Genomic DNA, 18531 nt, shown 5'->3' with positions numbered 1-18531 from the left:
GATGATTTCGTCCCTACATTCTATTCGGCCGTAACAGATGCTGCAGCGTTAGCTACAGCATCTAATTGGCTTAATTTTCTTCCAACTCGATGTTGATACCCAGTGAGCGGATTTCTTTCAACAATACGTTGAACGATTCTGGCATACCTGGTTCCATTTTATGGTTACCATCAACGATGTTTTTATACATCTTAGTACGACCGTTCACGTCATCCGATTTCACTGTTAGCATTTCTTGTAGAGTGTAAGCAGCACCGTAAGCTTCAAGTGCCCATACTTCCATCTCACCGAAACGCTGGCCACCGAACTGTGCTTTACCACCCAGCGGCTGCTGAGTAACAAGGCTGTAAGAACCAGTAGAACGTGCATGCATCTTATCATCAACTAAGTGATTCAGTTTCAGCATGTACATGTAACCAACGGTTACTTGACGTTCAAACTGATCGCCAGTACGGCCATCATAAAGTGTAACCTGACCACTTCGTGGGTATCCACCTAGCTCTAACATGTCTTTGATTTCGCTTTCTTTCGCGCCATCAAATGCAGGAGTTGCAATCGGTAAACCACCTTTTAAGTTTACAGCTAGACGACGAATTTCGTCATCAGAGAAGCTAGCAATGTCTACAACTTGGCGAGATTCACCAATTTCGTAAGCTTGCTTGATGAAGTCACGTAGCTCATGAAGCTCACGTTGTTCTTTCATCATTTCTTCAATGCGCTCACCAATACCACGCGCAGCTAGACCCATATGTGTTTCAAGGATCTGACCGATGTTCATTCGCGATGGTACACCTAGTGGATTCAATACGATATCTACCGTACGACCTTTGTCATCGTATGGCATATCTTCTACTGGTACGATAGTCGAGATAACACCTTTGTTACCATGACGACCCGCCATTTTGTCACCCGGTTGGATACGACGTCTAACAGCAAGGTATACTTTAACAATCTTAAGTACGCCTGGTGCTAAGTCATCACCTTGGGTAATTTTACGACGTTTGTTTTCAAACTTCTTATCGTATTCAGCTTTAAGCTCATCGTACTGGGCTGCTAATTGCTCAAGTTCAGCTTGCTTGTCTTCTTCAGCAAGGCTTTGAGTAAGCAGTTTTTCAGCATTAAGTGACGCTAATCTGTCTTCGTCTTGACCGGCTGCAATAAGTAACTTACGAGCACGATCTAACACGCCTGCTTCAAGAATACGGAACTCTTCATTAAAGTCTTTTTTCGCATCACGAAGTTGCATTTCTTCAACTTCTAGCGCGCGCTTGTCTTTTTCAACACCATCACGGGTGAAAACTTGCACGTCAATTACAGTACCTGTTACAGAGTTTGGTACACGTAATGAGCTGTCTTTAACGTCAGACGCTTTCTCACCAAAGATAGCTCGTAGAAGCTTCTCTTCAGGCGTTAATTGCGTTTCGCCTTTCGGAGTCACTTTACCTACTAGGATATCGCCGCCTTTAACTTCAGCACCGATATAAACAACGCCTGATTCATCAAGCTTGCCTAGTGCAGACTCACCCACATTCGGGATATCTGCTGTGATCTCTTCTGGACCTAACTTAGTATCACGGGCGATACACTGTAGTTCTTGAATATGGATAGTCGTTAGACGATCTTCTTCAACTACGCGCTCTGATAGTAGGATTGAATCCTCGAAGTTATAACCGTTCCATGGCATGAATGCCACGCGAAGGTTTTGACCAAGGGCTAAGTCGCCTAAGTCAGTCGAAGGACCATCTGCTAACACATCACCACGAGTAACCGGTTCACCAACCATACAAGTCGGTTTTTGGTTAATACATGTATTTTGGTTTGAACGTGTGTATTTGGTTAAGTTGTAGATGTCGATACCCGCTTCACCAGGGATGCGTTCTTCTTCATGTACATTAACAACGATGCGACTTGCGTCAGCATACATTACTTCACCACCACGTTTAGCAACAATCGTTACACCAGAATCTTTCGCTAGTGTTAACTCAATACCAGTACCTACTAACGGCTTATCCGCTTTCAATGTTGGTACTGCTTGACGTTGCATGTTTGAACCCATCAATGCACGGTTAGCATCATCATGTTCTAAGAACGGGATAAGTGCGGCCGCTACAGAGATCACCTGTTGTGGTGATACATCCATATATTGCTGATCCATACGACCCATAAAGGTTGATTCACCTTTGTGACGACATGGAATTAGTTCATCTACAAACTCATTGGTTTCAGTTAAGTTTGAGTTCGCCTGTGCGATAACAAACTGACCTTCTTCAATGGCTGATAGGTAATCAACTTCATCAGTTACAACACCGTCTACCACTTTGCGGTATGGTGTTTCTAAGAAACCATAATCATTGGTACGTGCGTACGTAGATAGTGAGTTAATTAGACCGATGTTTGGACCCTCAGGAGTCTCGATTGGACATACGCGACCATAGTGAGTTACGTGAACGTCACGTACTTCAAAGCCTGCGCGCTCACGAGTCAAACCACCCGGACCTAATGCAGAAATACGACGCTTATGCGTTACTTCTGATAGCGGGTTATTTTGGTCCATGAACTGTGATAACTGAGACGAACCAAAGAACTCTTTTACCGCTGCCGAAATAGGCTTAGCGTTAATAAGATCTTGTGGCATGATCGCGTCAAGGTCACCTAAGCTTAAACGCTCACGTACAGCACGTTCTACACGTACTAGACCTACACGGAATTGATTCTCAGCCATTTCGCCAACACTACGAATACGACGGTTGCCTAAGTGATCGATATCATCAACATCGCCTTGACCATTACGAATAGCTATTAGCACCTTCATAACAGACACGATGTCTTCTTTGCTTAATGTACCAGGGCCTGTGTCTGTATCATAACCAACACGGCTATTGAACTTCATACGACCTACTGTTGATAAGTCATAACGTTCTTCTGAGAAGAATAAGTTCTCAAATAAGGCTTCAGCCGCGTCTTTCGTCGGTGGCTCGCCTGGGCGCATCATGCGATAAATTTCTACTAGTGCTTCTAAGCGGCTACTGCTTGAATCAATGCGTAACGTGTTAGAAATATATGCACCGCTGTCAACTTCATTGATATATAGAGTATCAATTTTAGTGTGACCCGCTTTAACCAACTCAGCCATAAGCTCAAGAGTTAATTCATCATTCGCATTTGCGATAACTTCACCCGTTGACTCATCAACGTAGTTTCGCGCAATTACACGACCAATGATGTACTCATGTGGCACTTCTAGTTGGCTAATGCCTTTTTTCTCGATGCTCTTGATATGGCGCGCAGTTACACGACGGCCAGATTCAACGAACACTTCACCATCTTCGCTTTTTATGTCAAAGGCAGCGGTTTCACCACGTAAACGTGAAGGTACAAGTTCCATTAGAACTTTACCGTCAGTTACTTCAAACGCAGTGGTATCGAAGAAGATATCTAAGATTTCTTCACTCGAGTACTCAAGTGCACGTAGGATGATAGACGCCGGTAATTTACGACGACGGTCAATACGTACATATAAGTTATCTTTTGCATCAAACTCAAAGTCTAACCATGAACCACGGTAAGGGATAACACGTGCGTTATAAAGCACTTTACCCGATGAGTGAGTTTTACCGCGGTCGTTATCAAAGAATACACCAGGGCTACGGTGTAGCTGAGAAACGATAACACGCTCTGTACCATTGATTACAAAAGTACCGGTATCGGTCATGAGCGGAATTTCGCCCATGTAAACTTCTTGCTCTTTAATGTCTTTAACTGTGCCTGGCGCTTCTTTATCCATCACCACAAGACGCAATTTTACGCGAAGTGGAGCAGAATAAGTCACACCGCGAATTTGACATTCTTTTACATCGAAAACTGGCTCACCAATACGATAACTTACGTATTGAAGCTCAGAATTTCCCGAGTAGCTTTTGATTGGAAACACAGAACGGAAGGCAGCTTCCAAACCATGATCGCCATCAGCGTCCGGCACTAAGAATTTTTTAAACGATTCTAACTGTGTTGACAGTAAGAAAGGTATATCCAAAACTTGTGGACGTTTACCAAAATCCTTACGGATACGTTTCTTTTCAGAATAAGAGTAAGCCATGGGGTTCCTCAGCTTGCTGATCTTTGACCCGACCTGTTCTTGTAAGAACAGACTTAACTGGCATCTAAGCCAAGATTGTACAACATTTAATTGTTGTTCTAATAGACTCTCACTTTAACACTAGCAAACTATAAAGCGTTGAAAGTAAAGAAAAAATTAGATTTTATTTGAGCTATAGGAATACATCGCTCTATAGCGCAAAAAGGCCGGTGATTAAATAATCACCAGCCCTTGCCTGATTTCTCAGGCAGCGAACTTAGCAAAAGCTAAATTACTTAACCTCAACTTCAGCACCAGCTTCTGTAAGGTCTTTAGCAAGTGCTTCTGCTTCTTCCTTAGAGATAGCTTCTTTAACTGGAGTTGGAGCAGCTTCAACAAGCGCTTTCGCTTCTTTAAGGCCTAGGCCAGTTGCGCTACGTACAGCTTTGATTGCCGCAACTTTATTAGCGCCAGCGCCAGTAAGGATTACGTCAAATTCAGTTTTCTCTTCAGCAGCTTCAGCAGCTGGACCAGCTACCATTGCAGCTGCAGCAGTTACGCCGAATTTTTCTTCCATTGCTTCGATAAGAGCAACAACGTCCATTACTGACATTTCAGCAATTGCGTCAAGGATTTGGTCTTTAGTTACAGACATTACAAATTTCCTAATAATTAACGGACTTTAAGTCCAAAAAAATTTTACACCGAAAGTGATTAAACAGCTTAAAATTAAGCAGCTTGCTCTTCTTTCTGTACACGTACTGCTTCAATTGTTTTACACAATTTGCCAGCAGACGCTTCTTTCATAGCGCTCATTAAGCGTGCAACAGCTTCATCGTATGTAGGTAATGTCGCAAGCATTGCTGCATCAACAACATTTCCTTCAAAAGCGGCCGTTTTAAGCTCAAATTTCTCATTCTTTTTCGCGAAATCTGAAAAGATACGCGCAGCAGCACCAGGGTGCTCTGATGAGAAAGCGATTAAGCTTGGACCAACGAATGAATCAGAAAGGCACTCAAAATCTGTTCCTTCAAGAGCACGTTTTGCTAAAGTGTTACGGACAACTTTCATCCAAACACCCGCTTCACGAGCTTCTTTACGAAGGGCAGTAATTGCACCTACTGTTACACCACGAGAATCTGCAACAACTGCAGATAGAGCACCATTGGCTGCTTCGTTGACTTCAGCAACAATTGCTTTTTTGCCTTGAAGATTTAAAGCCATGGGTGTTACTCCTGGTTTAATGGGGTCACCGACACTCGGTTTCCCTGTTCTACTCTTCCCTATCAAACAAGATAGAGATGCTTTTTACGGCGAGAGCCAGAAGGATTAGGAAAAATCTATCTGGGGATTCACACCGTCTACGTAGGTGAATATTAAGGCCGAAGCCACCTACGGTCTTGGACGGAAGCCCAATTTATCGCTTTACCCGAAGGCTCACCGAAATTATGGACTTCAACCCGAATTCTTTACTTTGCTAATAAACGAATTAATCAGCAAAATGGCGCAAAATTATAGTACAAATTTCACGCCATGTAAACACTCAATTAAACAACAGTTGTTGTTAAAGTGCTTTGGTCAACAGAAACACCTGCGCCCATTGTTGTAGAGATGGTTACTTTCTTAATGTAAACACCTTTTGCTTGTGAAGGCTTAGCCTTCTTAAGCGCAACAATTAGCGACTCAAGGTTTTGTTGAAGTTGCTCAACTGTGAAATCAACCTTACCAATAGTAGTATGGATGATACCATTTTTGTCATTGCGGTAACGCACTTGACCAGCTTTAGCATTTTTAACTGCTTCTGCAACGTTAGGTGTTACAGTACCAGTTTTAGGGTTTGGCATTAGACCACGTGGGCCTAAGATTTGACCTAGTTGACCAACAACACGCATAGCGTCTGGTGATGCAACTACAACGTCAAAGTTCATCTCGCCTTTCTTAACTAGTTCAGCAAGATCTTCCATGCCCACTAATTCAGCACCGGCTTCTTTCGCAGCTTCTGCGTTAGCGCCTTGTGTGAATACAGCAACACGAACATCACGACCAGTACCGTTAGGTAGTACAGTTGCGCCACGAACGTTTTGATCAGATTTACGAGCATCAATACCAAGGTTAACGGCAACGTCAACACTTTCTACGAATTTAGCAGTCGCTAACTCTTGTAAAAGAGCAACAGCTTCGTTGATTTCGTAATCTTTAGTTACTTCCACTTTTTCGCGGATAGTACGCATACGTTTAGTTAATTTAGCCATTTCTTAGTCCTCTACGTTCAAGCCCATCGCACGCGCAGAACCTGCGATAGTGCGAACCGCAGCTTCTAAATCAGAAGCTGTAAGGTCAGGTTTCTTTGTCTCAACGATTTCTTCAAGTTGAGCACGAGTTACTGTGCCTACTTTTTCAGTGTTAGGACGGCCTGAACCAGATTTGATACCTGCAGCTTTCTTAAGTAAGTAAGCAGCCGGTGGCGTTTTCATGTCGAACGTAAATGAACGGTCGCCGTAAACAGAGATCACTACAGGAACTGGAGCGCCTTTTTCGATAGATTCTGTACGTGCGTTAAACGCTTTACAGAATTCCATGATGTTTACACCGTGTTGACCTAGTGCTGGACCTACTGGAGGACTAGGATTAGCCATACCAGCAGCAACTTGTAGCTTGATTAGAGCTTCAACTTTTTTAGCCATTATAAATACCTCATTAGGTGGGTCTTAGCCTTGTGCGCGCGAGGACGCGTACTCTAGCGGCTTCCCAGTTTAAAAATTGGTTTCTCACTTTTTATAATCAAATCAAGAAACTCTATCATTGAATACAAAAAGGCCGCTGATTATAAGTTAATCAGCGGCCTTTATCAAGTCTTATGCTGAGTAATAAATTACTTAGCATAAACTATCTAATTTTATTATTTATCTTGCTCAACTTGACCAAATTCAAGGTCAACTGGCGTAGAACGACCAAAGATAAGTACCGATACTTTTACGCGGCTCTTTTCATAGTCAACTGCTTCTACTACACCACTAAAGTCAGCAAACGGGCCATCAACAACGCGTACCACTTCACCTGGTTCAAATAATGTAGCAGGTTTAGGTGCTTCTGCATTTTCTTGTAGACGGTTAAGAATACGATCTGCTTCTTTCGTGCTAATTGGTGCTGGACGATCAGACGTACCACCAATAAAGCCCATTACGCGTGCTGTACTATTTACTAAGTGCCAGCTTGCGTCATTCATATCCATTTGTATAAGCACATAACCTGGGAAGAACTTACGCTCAGACTTGCGCTTTTGACCTGCGCGCATCTCAACAACTTCTTCAGTTGGTACTAATACTTCACCAAAGCTCTCTTCAAGACCTTCGATTTTAATATGCTCTAAAATAGTTTGTGCTACACGCTTCTCGTAACCTGAGAAAGCCTGTACTACGTACCAACGTAGTTTAATCTCTTTCTTCTCATCCGACATGGGATCAGATCTCCAATCCAGTTAAAAAGCCTACTGCGCGGAATAATACGCCATCTAATCCCCAAAGGATAAGTGCCATAATCACAGTTGCAACCATTACAATAAATGTCGTATGGGTAGTTTCTTGACGCGTTGGCCATACTACTTTACGTACTTCGATACGTGCTTCTTTGGCAAAAGCAAGAAATGCTTGCCCTTTACCAGTGAGTGAAGCAATACCTAAACCTGCCGCAACCGCAAACACTACACCAATTGCACGGTATAGAGCAGATGCATCTGCGTACATGTGATTACCAACTACTGCGCCTGCAAGTAGCGCAATTGCCACAAGCCACTTTACTGAATCCATCGCACTCGATGGTGTTTCTACATTCGTGCTCATAATATTATTACCTTAACTACAGACACAACAACCTTACACAAAGGAAAGGCTAATCCATTAAAATCTAAACTTAAAAACAGACTTATTTAAACCGATTTTTAATCTCAGACTTCACCCTCAAAAAGGATGAAATGGCAGGGGCGGAGAGACTCGAACTCCCAACCATCGGTTTTGGAGACCGCTGTTCTACCAATTGGAACTACGCCCCTGCAAAGTGGATGCCTATTATACTTACGCAATTCATTAACACAAGTGTAAAAGATACTCATATTATAAAATCTTAGCGGTTAATTAACCTCTTGATTGTAAAATGGCGAAACTGAGCCTACCAAAGCGGTAAGTTATATCTATTAGGCTTTACTTTTCAAGATGTCATACACATCTATTAACAGTCCTGATGCACCAAATCTAAATGTTGGGGTGTTTACATATTCCTTCCCCATGATATTTAAACCTAGTTGCAAATAGTTACTTGCATCAACAACAGTTTTAACGCCTCCGGCGGCTTTAAAGCCGACTGCCTTTCCTGACATTTTAATCGTCCGTAAAATAATTTCAGCCGCTTCAAGCGTAGCGTTAACTGCAACTTTGCCGGTGCTGGTTTTAACAAAGTCAGCACCACCGGCAATTGCTATTTCTGTCGCCAGTGTTATCAACTGTGCTGTTTTTAGTTCGCCGGATTCTATAATTACTTTTAATTGTACGTGTTCAGGACAACACTCTTTACTGGCACGCACATATTCTAGCGCTGTGGCTTCGTCCCCCGCGATTAAAGCTTGATACGGTAACACCAAGTCAATTTCATCAGCGCCACGCTCAATAGCAACTAAGGTTTCGTTAATCACATCACTTAATGCAGCATCACCAGATGGAAAGTTAGTTACTGTGGCGACTTTTACATAACTAAGCTCGCGCTCAGCTAAAGCAAGCTTGGCGTCATCAACAAACTCACTATAAACACACACTGCAGCCGGAATACCTAGGTTGGGCTTAATACTAGCCACCAAGGCCTGTATTGCCGCCGTGCTATCATTACTATTTAAACTCGTTAAATCCATTAATTGCACGGCTAATGCCGCATCTACTAATTTAGTTGTCATAAATTGCGCCTAAATATTCATATACCGCTTTTTGGAATACGCATAGTATCAAAATTTAGCATTCTCGCTATAGCTCATAACCAAACACTATAAGCTATTCAAACTGAGTGATAAACATTGCAACTGCGCTCAATCCCTTGTTAACTAAGCCTTAAGCCAAATAAGTACACCCTATATAACATTTAGTTATATAAACTGGGTTTTAATTATTTTTTACTTAGCTTGGGGCGCTATATTCTGCGCTTCTGAAGACGCATTTATATGCTGTTATTTTTCCAAGGGGTTACACGATGCAATATTTACCTATCTTTACCAAGCTAGACAACAAGCCTGTACTGGTCGTTGGTGGTGGAGAGGTCGCATTACGCAAATGTCGCGCGTTTTTAAAAGCACGCGCAAATGTAACCTTAGTAGCACCTTGGTTTTGTGATGAGTTAAAAGAACATGCGCATAATAACGAAGTCACGCTAATTGATGCTTATTTTGATGAATCGCACCTTGATGGCAAAATGCTCGTCATTGCAGCAACAGATAAAGATGATGTCAATAATGATGTTTTCGAGTTGGCTAATGCACGAAATGTATTTGTTAACGTGGTGGATGATCAACCTAAGTGTACCTTTATTTTTCCTTCAATTGTTGATCGTGATCCGATCACTATTGCCATTTCCAGCGCTGGCACAGCGCCAGTCTTAGCACGTCGCTTACGTGAAAAACTCGAAACGCTAATTCCACAGCATATAGGCCCATTAGCAACTTTGGTTGGTAGTTTTCGTGACAAAGTAAAACAACGTTTTACAAGTTTTGCTGATCGTCGTCAATTTTGGGAGGGCGTATTTGATTCATCGGTTGTAAGTAAAGTACAAAGTGGTGATACAGCAGCAGCAGCTTCCCAACTTGAGCAGTTACTTAATATAAAACTAGCACCTGAAGGCGAAGTATATGTCATAGGTGCAGGTCCAGGCGATCCTGAGTTGCTAACATTAAAAGCACTACAATTAATGCAACAAGCTGATGTGGTCGTTTATGACTACCTAGTGTCTGATGAAATAATGGAGCTTGTACGTCGTGATGCAGATTTAATCTGCGTAGGTAAACGTTTAGGCGATCATAGTGTTGCCCAAGAAGACACGAATCAACTGCTTGTTGACCTTGCTAAGCAAGGTAAAAAAGTGTGTCGAATTAAAGGTGGAGACCCATTCATTTATGGTCGTGGTGGCGAAGAAGTACAAGTATTAGCCGCAAACCAAGTGAACTATCAAATTGTTCCAGGTATTACTGCAGCGGCTGGTTGTAGTGCCTATGCGGGGATCCCGCTAACGCACCGAGATCACGCGCAATCAATTCAGTTTGTAACTGGTCACTGTAAAAAAGATGGCCAAGAATTAGATTGGCAATCGCTTGCTAAACCACATCAAACATTAGCAATTTATATGGGTGTCATTAAGTCCCCACATATTCAAGCTCAGTTATTAAAACATGGCCGCGGCGCAGATACTCCCGTGGCTATTATTGAAAACGGCACACGCAAAAATCAACGTGTAGTTACCGGGAAGTTGGGTGAACTCGCCGATTTAATCGAACGCCATAGCATTATTTCACCGGCATTATTAATTATTGGTGAAGTTGCATCATTGCATGAGCAACTTCATTGGTTTGGCACAAAAGCGCAAACCAGCAGCTTTGCTCAACCGCTAACAGATGTTGCATAAGCTTCAAATTATTTAAATATTTTAACTTTTAATCATTTTAGTAGGACGACTAACAATGGCTTTAACTCACCTTCAGCAATTAGAAGCTGAAAGTATAAAAATCATGCGCGAAGTGGCTGCTGAGTTTGAAAACCCAGTAATGCTTTACTCTATCGGTAAAGACTCTTCCGTGCTATTGCACCTTGCTCGTAAAGCGTTTTACCCAGGTAAAATTCCGTTTCCACTTCTGCACGTTGATACCGACTGGAAGTTTAAAGAGATGATTGAGTTTCGTGACCGTTTGTCAAAAGAGTATGGCTTTGACTTAATCGTCCATAAAAACCCTGAAGGCCTGGCAATGGGCGTTGGGCCATTTACACATGGCTCAGGTAAGCACACTGACATAATGAAAACTCAAGGTTTAAAGCAAGCACTTGATAAGTATGGTTTTGATGCTGCTTTTGGTGGTGCCCGCCGCGATGAAGAAAAATCTCGCGCAAAAGAGCGTGTTTACTCGTTTCGTGATAAACACCATAGATGGGATCCTAAAAACCAGCGTCCAGAGCTTTGGAATACCTATAACAGCCAAGTAAACCCGGGCGAAAGCATTCGTGTATTCCCGCTGTCTAATTGGACCGAACTTGATATTTGGCAATACATCTACCAAGAAAACATTGATATGGTGCCATTGTACCTAGCAAAAGAGCGTCCAGTTGTTGACCGTGACGGTACGCTGATTATGGTTGACGATGAACGTATGCCGCTTGCTGATGGCGAAGTACCGATGATGAAATCTGTACGTTTTCGTACTTTAGGTTGCTACCCACTTACAGGTGCCGTGGAATCTACGGCCAGTACTTTAACCGAAATTATCGAAGAAATGCTGTTATCGACTTCATCAGAGCGTGAAGGTCGTGTAATTGACCATGATTCAGCAGGTTCAATGGAGAAGAAAAAACGTGAGGGCTATTTCTAATGTCTAATCAAAATAACGACACAATTAATGAAGTAAAAGAAATAGGCATCGATGCCTACCTTGCTCGCCAGCAAGATAAAAGCCTATTACGTATGCTGACCTGTGGTAGCGTAGATGACGGCAAATCAACCCTGATTGGCCGCCTACTGCATGATAGCCACCAAATTTATGAAGATCAGCTAGCCGCCCTTCATAAAGATAACGAAAAAGTAGGTAACGCAGGCGAAGAGCTTGATTTAGCTCTTTTAGTTGATGGTCTACAAGCTGAACGTGAGCAAGGTATCACCATAGATGTTGCTTACCGTTATTTTTCAACAGCAAAGCGCAAATTCATCATTGCTGATACCCCAGGACACGAGCAATACACACGTAACATGGTAACGGGTGCGTCAACTAGTGATGTAGCCATTATTCTTGTTGATGCGCGTTACGGTGTACAAGTACAAACTAAACGTCATAGCTTCATTTGTGATTCATTGGGCATTAAACAGTTTGTGGTTGCCGTGAATAAAATGGATATCGTTGATTTTGACGAAACCGTTTATGAGCGTATTAAAGCCGAGTACTTGCACTTTGCTGAGCAACTTAACGTATCAAACATTAAGTTTGTGCCTATGTCAGCACTTAAAGGTGACAACGTAGTAACTCGTTCAGCACATACACCGTATTACACCGATAAGCCGTTGCTAGAGCTGCTAGAAGACTCACCAGCAGCTGAAACAGATACAGGCTTTGAAGCGCGTTTTCCTGTCCAATATGTAGTACGTCCTAACCTTAACTTCCGTGGTTTCCAAGGTACATTAACCTCGGGCAAGTTAAGCGTTGGAGATGCTATAAAAGTTTTGCCATCGGGTAAAACATCAAGCATTAAAGAACTAGTAACGTTTGACGGTAACTTAGATACCGCACAAGCAGGCCAAGCAATTACTATAACGCTTAACACCGAAATTGATATTAGCCGTGGCGATGTTATCGTCCCAGCTGAGTCAACCGCTACAGTGACTAACCAAGTACAAGCGAAATTGGTATGGATGCATGAAGCCCCCCTGGTTTTAGGTAAAAGCTATAACTTTAAGTTGGGCAGTAAAAACACCTCAGCCATCGTGAAAAAGATTGATCACACCATTGATGTTAACACGCTTGAACACGGCAGCGCGGATAGCTTACAGCTTAACGAAATCGCGATTGTAACCTTAGAATTGACCGAAACTATTTTGGCTGATACTTATCACAACAATCACGAAACCGGTGCATTTATCTTAATTGATCGCCTATCTAACCTAACAGTTGCAGCGGGCATGGTTGAGCAAGTTCTAACTAGCCAAGAACAGAGCGGTAACTTTAGTGATTTTGAAGTTGAGTTTAACACTTTAGTACGCAAGCACTTCCCACATTGGCAAGCGCTTGATATCTCAAAGCTTAAATAATCAACTTCGCCTGTTAAGGATATATAAAGCATGTATCAACAGCTAGTATTAACAGGCATTATGCTCACTTTAGTCGGGTGCCTTTTTGGCACGCGACTAAAGCCAGCATGGCTTTTTGTCAGTGGTATTGGTATTGCCTATCTTGGTGGTTTAATTGAACTTGAAGATATGCTTATTAACTACGCTAACCCATCACTGATCACCCTTGTGTTATTAGTGTTAGTATCGATTGCGGTAGAAAAAACCACACTCGTACAAAAGCTTGCCCAGTCATTATCAAAAGGAAGTTTAACCAGCTCAGTTACTAAACTTGGCCTTTCAACCGCCTTTTTATCCTCATTTACGAATAATACCGCCGTGGTAGCGTCGCTTATCAGCGCAATTAAAGACAGCCCAACACATTCACCTTCAAAGCTGCTACTCCCGCTGTCGTATACCGCTATTTTAGGTGGCACAATCACCTTGATTGGCACCTCAACAAATTTAATCGTCAATGGCTTTGCCGTTGATGCTGGCATGGCACCGCTGGGCTTTTTCGACTTTACCTTAGTCGGCTTAGGCGCATTAAGTGTTGGCCTTATCACTATTTTAGTAATGCTAAAATACCTGCCTGACAACGGCAAAAATGACCAAGAAGTGGTGCCCTTTTACCTCGAAGGTAAAATAGAAGAAGGCTCAAAGCTAATTGGTAAAAGCGTAGAAGAAAACGGCCTACGTGAATTAAAAGACTTATTCCTCGCTGAAATTATCCGCGGCGATAAACGTATTTGCGCCGTCACGCCTCAACAAGTTATTAAAGCAGGCGATGTACTACTATTTGTTGGCGATATAAAATCAGTCCCGCTATTAACTCGCTTTGACGGTCTAAAAGTAGTCCATGATAAACATGAAAAAGACGTAGAACACCTTGTTGAAGTAGTCGTTAGTCAATCATCAAAATTTATAGGCAAAACTGTTAAAGAAGTACGTTTTCGTGAACAGTTTCATGCCGCAGTGATTGCTATTCGCCGTGGTCACGACCGCTTGCAAGGCGGCCTTGGTAAAGTAAAACTACAAGCAGGTGATTCACTGATCCTTGCCCCAGGTAAAGACTTTTATACCTTACCTAATTTAAAGCGTGAGTTTGTGTATATCTCCGGGCTTGATTTACAAACTCATTTAGCACCTAAACAATCTAACTTAGTATTAGCCAGCTTTGCGGTGGTACTCGGTTTAAGTATTGTTGGCTATGTGCCACTGGTAAAAGGTTTACTTGTTTTATTAATCGGCTTAATGCTCACCGGCACTATAAAACTCAGTGAAGTAAAACGTCGTTTCCCAATCGAATTACTCGCAGTTGTTGGCAGCGCCATTGGTCTTGCTAAGTTAATGATAGGAACAGGCCTTGCTGGCGAAATATCGTCAGCGCTGTTTTATGTACTCGGGGATTTTGGCCCGTACGGCGCTTTTATCGCGATTTTTGTGATGACAGTATTATTTACCGAACTAATCACGAATAACGCCGCAGCTGCATTATCATTCCCTGTCGCATATGCACTGGCTATTGGCTTTAATGTTGACCCGCTGCCGTTTATTATGGCGGTTGCCTTTGGCGCATCAGCCAGTTTTATATCACCATTTGGTTATCAAACTAACCTAATGGTTTACAGCGCCGGTAACTATCGTTTAAAAGATTATGTATTAATGGGATTACCGCTTTCAATTATTTATTCAATAACGGTATTAACCCTGATCCCGCTGGTGTTTCCATTTTAAACCAGCGCACCACGAAAAGAGGCATAGCAAATGGATGAGAATATTGTTTGGCATAATTACGCAATTACCAAAACACAACGTAGCGAACACAAAAGCCATAAGCCTGCTATTTTATGGTTTACAGGGTTTTCAGGTTCAGGCAAAAGCACCGTGGCAAACGCCCTTGAAAGCGCACTAAATCAACAAGGTATTCATACTTATCTACTTGATGGTGACAACGTACGCCACGGTTTATGTAAAGACTTAGGCTTTAGTGACGAAGACCGCATTGAGAATATCCGTCGCGTAGGGGAAACCGCCAAACTCATGGTTGATGCAGGCATTTTGGTACTCACCGCATTTATTTCACCTTTTCGCGCTGAACGGGATATGGTCAGGAACTTAGTTGATGACGGTGAATTTATAGAAGTATTTTTAGACACGCCTTTAGACGTGTGTGAAAGTCGCGACCCTAAAGGCTTATACAAAAAAGCCCGCGCTGGTGAAATAAAACACTTCACTGGTATAGATTCAGACTACCAAATACCTAATTCACCTGAAATAACCCTAGATACCAGTAAAAATACCCTAGACCGATCGGTGCAAGAGCTGATAGCGTATCTTAAACAACAGCAAATAATTAAAGGTTAAGTCATGAACCAAACGGAACTGCTAGAAGAAGTATTGATCCTCGCCCGCCAAGCAGGCTGTGCAATTATGGGGATTTACGAAAAGGATTTTAACGTTGAATACAAAGCTGATGAAAGCCCAGTTACCGACGCCGATCTTGCAGCCCACAAAGTGATTGCCAATGGCCTAGCCCACTTAACGCCAGATATTCCTGTATTAAGTGAAGAAAGTGCCGACATTAGCTGGGATATTCGCCAAACCTGGACTCGCTATTGGCTTGTAGATCCAATTGACGGCACCAAAGAGTTCATTAAAAAGAATGGCGAATTTACCGTTAACATCGCTTTGATTGAAAACGGCAAACCAATTTTAGCCGTAGTAGATGCTCCTGCACTTGGTGTATCGTACCTAGCCGCGGAGGCAATCGGCGCCTTTAAAGACAAAGGCGATGAACGCATAGAGCTTAAGGTGACTACTAAACCTAACAAAGGGTTAATTCGCGTAGTCGGCAGCCGCTCGCACCCGTCACCTGATTTAGCCGAGTTTGTAAAACGCTTTGATGAAATTGAAATGGTCTCTAAAGGCAGCTCACTTAAATTATGCTTAGTCGCCGAAGGCAGCGCTGATATTTACCCTCGCTTAGGTCCAACCTGCGAATGGGACACCGGCGCAGGCCACGCCATTGCTGAAATCGCTGGCGCGAAGGTCACTAAACTCGACGGCAGCCCGCTTGTTTATAATACTAAGGATGAATATTTAAATCCGTATTTTGTAGTTTCAGCAATAGAAGAATAAACAAAGCTATAAGCCGTAAGTTTTAAGTGGTAAGTTTAAGAGCAGATCGGCGTTAAATTTATCATCGTAGGCTAGGTTGAATGCCGTGACGTAGGCTGGGTAGAGCGAAGCGAAACCCAGCGTAATTTAGCCATAAGCTTAGAGCCTGTCTCTTATACAGAAGTTTCTATTTTCTTATATTCATGATCTAATAAACAAAAAAATTAGGTTATGAATATGGTAAGCAATGAATCTCTCGAATGGGCGCAACTTATTTTCAGTAAAGCTAAGCTTAATGATCCTCGTCGTACTAAACGCCTGGTAAACATAGCTGCTTCTTTCGCAAGTAATGCCGGTAAGTCATTAATGTCATCTTGCCCAGACCCTGCAAGCATCGAAGGCGCGTATCGCTTTATCCGTAACGATAATATTTCTGCAGATGACATAGCACAGGCTGGATTCGCCCACACTGACAGCATCGTTAGAGAGCGGCCACTCGTACTTGCTCTTCAAGACACAACAGGGCTAAGCTATAAACATTCCGTATGTGATGAATTAGGTGAAGTCAATTCAGCATCTGATGAAAAGCGCAGCTCTAAAGGTCGCACTTTATACGCTCACTCAACACTGATGCTCGATGCAAATGAAGAAAAAGCTATAGGACTTGCCTACCAACATTACTGGTATAGAGAGCAGAAAAAAACAGGTAAACAAAATACACTGCAATGCCGTGATAGAGAGCTAAAAGAAAGCTACAAATGGCAAAATAATGTTGAAGAAGTTAAAGAACGCCTAGGAGATTTAAGCAATGTGATCGATGTATGTGACCGCGAAGCGGACATGTATGAATATCTAGATTACCAAATACAAAATGGGCACCGTTTTATTGTGAGAGCAAAAGACAATAGACGCCTTGTAGGTGAACATCATAAATTAGAAGATGTTTTACCGACACTCACTCCCGCAGGTCAGTATGAAATAGATATTCAGCAAAGGGGCGGAAGAAAAGCACGAACAGCCAGTATAGATGTAAGCTTTACACCGATTAAATTGAAAAAGCCACAAAGAGCGAAAGGTGAAAAGAAGCGCCACTGCCCCTTGTGGTATGCACGGAACAAAATAACGACAACAAGAGTAAATTGCAGTGGTTGCTGTATACAACAGAGTCGGTCACAAATGCAGTAGAAGCAAGGAAAATAGCGCGTTATTACGAGTTACGGTGGCGTATAGAAGAGTTCCATAAGATTTGGAAAACGGAAGGAACAGAAGTCGAAAAATTACGCATGCAACACTTAAACAATCTAAAAAAGGCAGCAGTAATAGAAGCTTTTATAGCGGTCAGACTCTTACAACTAAGAGAGCTTGCTCAAAATAGAGAAGAAGCAGAAAAAGTCAGCTGCGAAGTCTATTTAGACAGATTGAGCTGGAAATTACTTTTTAAAGCGACAAATCAGAAGGCTCCACTACCGAAGGAAGCACCGTCGTTGAAGTGGGCATATTATGCGATAGCAAAACTTGGGGGGTGGCACGATAGTAAGCGAACAGGACGTGTAGGCACAAAAGCCATGTGGGATGGTTGGGTGAAGTTGGTATTTTTAGTCGAGTCCTATGCTTTTATGAAAGAACTCGACTTGTGATCAAGAGACAGGCTTAGAGCCTTAAGCGGTAAGTTATAAGCGCCTCAAAACCCAACCCGTAGGAGATGGCTTTAGCCACGAAAAATCCTACACCGAACTCTATTAAAAAACAAATTTCACCACAGAGACCACCGAGGCACTTCGCGCTGCACAGAGATTGTTTTTGTAGGTCGGGGTTTACCCCATCACATTGTCAGGCTAAAGCCAGACCCACAAGATATAAAGCCGTAAGTACAAATCCCCGTAGGGGATGGCTTCAGCCACGAAAAAGCCTGCACTGTATTCTATTTGAAAAAACAATTTCACCACCGAGCGCACCGAGGCGCTTCGCGCTACACAGAGGTTTAGTCTTCGTATTCTGTTGTAGGTCGGGGTTTACCCCGTCACATTGTCAGGCTAAAGCCAGACCTACAAGACATAAAACCGTAAGTACAAACCCCCGTAGGAGATGGCTTCAGCCACGAAAAAGCCTGCACTGTATTTTATTTGAAAAAACAATTTCACCACAGAGAGCACCAAGTCGCTTCGCGCTACACAGAGGTTTAGTCTTCGTATTCTGTTGTAGGTCGGGGTTTACCCCGTCACATTGTCAGGCTAAAGCCAGACCTACAAGACATAAAACCGTAAGTACAAACCCCCGTAGGAGAT

At 42.6% G+C, this 18531-nt stretch carries 16 protein-coding genes and 1 tRNA gene; 8 read left to right on the top strand and 9 right to left on the bottom strand.

Features of this window, described 5'->3' with window-relative positions:
• Positions 1 to 70: 70 nt before the first annotated feature.
• The 9 genes from rpoB to deoC all read right to left on the bottom strand — a co-directional run bounded on the left by rpoB (position 71) and on the right by deoC (position 9014).
• Complete coding sequence (rpoB, locus tag HH219_RS05055; protein ID WP_054206869.1) at positions 71 to 4096, bottom strand: DNA-directed RNA polymerase subunit beta; 4026 nt, start codon at positions 4094 to 4096, stop codon at positions 71 to 73.
• 271 nt (positions 4097 to 4367) lie between these two features.
• A complete protein-coding gene (gene rplL, locus HH219_RS05050; protein WP_054206868.1) occupies positions 4368 to 4730 on the bottom strand; it encodes a 50S ribosomal protein L7/L12 in 363 nt (120 codons plus the stop codon).
• A gap of 74 nt (positions 4731 to 4804) precedes the next feature.
• Positions 4805 to 5299, bottom strand: a complete 495-nt coding sequence (gene rplJ, locus HH219_RS05045; RefSeq protein ID WP_054206867.1) for a 50S ribosomal protein L10 — start codon at positions 5297 to 5299, stop codon at positions 4805 to 4807.
• A 323-nt stretch (positions 5300 to 5622) separates the two neighbouring features.
• The gene (gene rplA / locus HH219_RS05040; RefSeq protein WP_054206866.1) at positions 5623 to 6327 is read right to left on the bottom strand and encodes a 50S ribosomal protein L1; all 705 of its coding nucleotides are present in this window, start codon (positions 6325 to 6327) and stop codon (positions 5623 to 5625) included.
• A 3-nt stretch (positions 6328 to 6330) separates the two neighbouring features.
• Positions 6331 to 6759: a 50S ribosomal protein L11 gene (rplK, locus tag HH219_RS05035; protein ID WP_008108462.1), complete on the bottom strand. Its 429-nt coding sequence runs from the start codon at positions 6757 to 6759 to the stop codon at positions 6331 to 6333.
• A 215-nt stretch (positions 6760 to 6974) separates the two neighbouring features.
• Positions 6975 to 7532: a transcription termination/antitermination protein NusG gene (nusG, locus tag HH219_RS05030; protein WP_054206865.1), complete on the bottom strand. Its 558-nt coding sequence runs from the start codon at positions 7530 to 7532 to the stop codon at positions 6975 to 6977.
• Positions 7533 to 7536: 4 nt separating this feature from the next.
• A complete protein-coding gene (gene secE / locus HH219_RS05025; RefSeq protein WP_054206864.1) occupies positions 7537 to 7914 on the bottom strand; it encodes a preprotein translocase subunit SecE in 378 nt (125 codons plus the stop codon).
• 132 nt (positions 7915 to 8046) lie between these two features.
• Positions 8047 to 8123 (bottom strand) — tRNA-Trp (locus tag HH219_RS05020).
• Between the two features lie 141 nt (positions 8124 to 8264).
• On the bottom strand, positions 8265 to 9014 hold the full coding sequence (gene deoC, locus HH219_RS05015; protein ID WP_169326818.1) for a deoxyribose-phosphate aldolase: 750 nt from the start codon (positions 9012 to 9014) through the stop codon (positions 8265 to 8267).
• Positions 9015 to 9304: 290 nt separating this feature from the next.
• On the opposite strand from deoC, the gene cysG reads away from it, so the two are divergent.
• The 8 genes from cysG to HH219_RS21765 all read left to right on the top strand — a co-directional run bounded on the left by cysG (position 9305) and on the right by HH219_RS21765 (position 17883).
• Complete coding sequence (gene cysG, locus HH219_RS05010; RefSeq protein WP_169326817.1) at positions 9305 to 10726, top strand: siroheme synthase CysG; 1422 nt, start codon at positions 9305 to 9307, stop codon at positions 10724 to 10726.
• Positions 10727 to 10781: 55 nt separating this feature from the next.
• Entirely contained in the window at positions 10782 to 11681 is a 900-nt protein-coding gene (gene cysD / locus HH219_RS05005; protein WP_054206861.1) for a sulfate adenylyltransferase subunit CysD, read from the top strand.
• Positions 11681 to 13108, top strand: a complete 1428-nt coding sequence (cysN, locus tag HH219_RS05000; protein WP_054206860.1) for a sulfate adenylyltransferase subunit CysN — start codon at positions 11681 to 11683, stop codon at positions 13106 to 13108. The genes cysD and cysN overlap by 1 nt, the downstream gene beginning before the upstream one ends.
• A 30-nt stretch (positions 13109 to 13138) precedes the next feature.
• Positions 13139 to 14863: an SLC13 family permease gene (locus tag HH219_RS04995; RefSeq protein WP_169326816.1), complete on the top strand. Its 1725-nt coding sequence runs from the start codon at positions 13139 to 13141 to the stop codon at positions 14861 to 14863.
• A gap of 30 nt (positions 14864 to 14893) precedes the next feature.
• Positions 14894 to 15493 (top strand): adenylyl-sulfate kinase, encoded by a 600-nt coding sequence (cysC, locus tag HH219_RS04990; protein ID WP_054206858.1) that lies wholly within the window; start codon positions 14894 to 14896, stop codon positions 15491 to 15493.
• Positions 15494 to 15496: 3 nt separating this feature from the next.
• Complete coding sequence (cysQ, locus tag HH219_RS04985; protein ID WP_169326815.1) at positions 15497 to 16267, top strand: 3'(2'),5'-bisphosphate nucleotidase CysQ; 771 nt, start codon at positions 15497 to 15499, stop codon at positions 16265 to 16267.
• 210 nt (positions 16268 to 16477) lie between these two features.
• Positions 16478 to 17431, top strand: coding sequence for an IS4 family transposase (locus tag HH219_RS21770; protein WP_211842009.1), 954 nt, complete (start codon positions 16478 to 16480; stop codon positions 17429 to 17431).
• Complete coding sequence (locus HH219_RS21765) at positions 17386 to 17883, top strand: IS4 family transposase (protein ID WP_249118456.1); 498 nt, start codon at positions 17386 to 17388, stop codon at positions 17881 to 17883. The genes HH219_RS21770 and HH219_RS21765 overlap by 46 nt, the downstream gene beginning before the upstream one ends.
• Positions 17884 to 18531: the final 648 nt, after the last annotated feature.

This window comes from Pseudoalteromonas sp. NEC-BIFX-2020_015, from assembly GCF_012952265.1.
Taxonomy (GTDB): domain Bacteria; phylum Pseudomonadota; class Gammaproteobacteria; order Enterobacterales; family Alteromonadaceae; genus Pseudoalteromonas; species Pseudoalteromonas neustonica.
The sequence above is the reverse complement of the archived record's forward strand: the minus strand, read 5'-3'. Positions and strand labels throughout refer to the sequence as shown.

Bases quoted from the DNA above. Each gene is read 5' to 3' on its own strand.
- rpoB (WP_054206869.1), bottom strand. From the start codon at position 4,096: ATGGCTTACTCTTATTCTGAAAAGAAACGTATCCGTAAGGATTTTGGT.
- rplL (WP_054206868.1), bottom strand. From the start codon at position 4,730: ATGTCTGTAACTAAAGACCAAATCCTTGACGCAATTGCTGAAATGTCA.
- rplJ (WP_054206867.1), bottom strand. From the start codon at position 5,299: ATGGCTTTAAATCTTCAAGGCAAAAAAGCAATTGTTGCTGAAGTCAAC.
- rplA (WP_054206866.1), bottom strand. From the start codon at position 6,327: ATGGCTAAATTAACTAAACGTATGCGTACTATCCGCGAAAAAGTGGAA.
- rplK (WP_008108462.1), bottom strand. From the start codon at position 6,759: ATGGCTAAAAAAGTTGAAGCTCTAATCAAGCTACAAGTTGCTGCTGGT.
- nusG (WP_054206865.1), bottom strand. From the start codon at position 7,532: ATGTCGGATGAGAAGAAAGAGATTAAACTACGTTGGTACGTAGTACAG.
- secE (WP_054206864.1), bottom strand. From the start codon at position 7,914: ATGAGCACGAATGTAGAAACACCATCGAGTGCGATGGATTCAGTAAAG.
- deoC (WP_169326818.1), bottom strand. From the start codon at position 9,014: ATGACAACTAAATTAGTAGATGCGGCATTAGCCGTGCAATTAATGGAT.
- cysG (WP_169326817.1), top strand. From the start codon at position 9,305: ATGCAATATTTACCTATCTTTACCAAGCTAGACAACAAGCCTGTACTG.
- cysD (WP_054206861.1), top strand. From the start codon at position 10,782: ATGGCTTTAACTCACCTTCAGCAATTAGAAGCTGAAAGTATAAAAATC.
- cysN (WP_054206860.1), top strand. From the start codon at position 11,681: ATGTCTAATCAAAATAACGACACAATTAATGAAGTAAAAGAAATAGGC.
- HH219_RS04995 (WP_169326816.1), top strand. From the start codon at position 13,139: ATGTATCAACAGCTAGTATTAACAGGCATTATGCTCACTTTAGTCGGG.
- cysC (WP_054206858.1), top strand. From the start codon at position 14,894: ATGGATGAGAATATTGTTTGGCATAATTACGCAATTACCAAAACACAA.
- cysQ (WP_169326815.1), top strand. From the start codon at position 15,497: ATGAACCAAACGGAACTGCTAGAAGAAGTATTGATCCTCGCCCGCCAA.
- HH219_RS21770 (WP_211842009.1), top strand. From the start codon at position 16,478: ATGAATATGGTAAGCAATGAATCTCTCGAATGGGCGCAACTTATTTTC.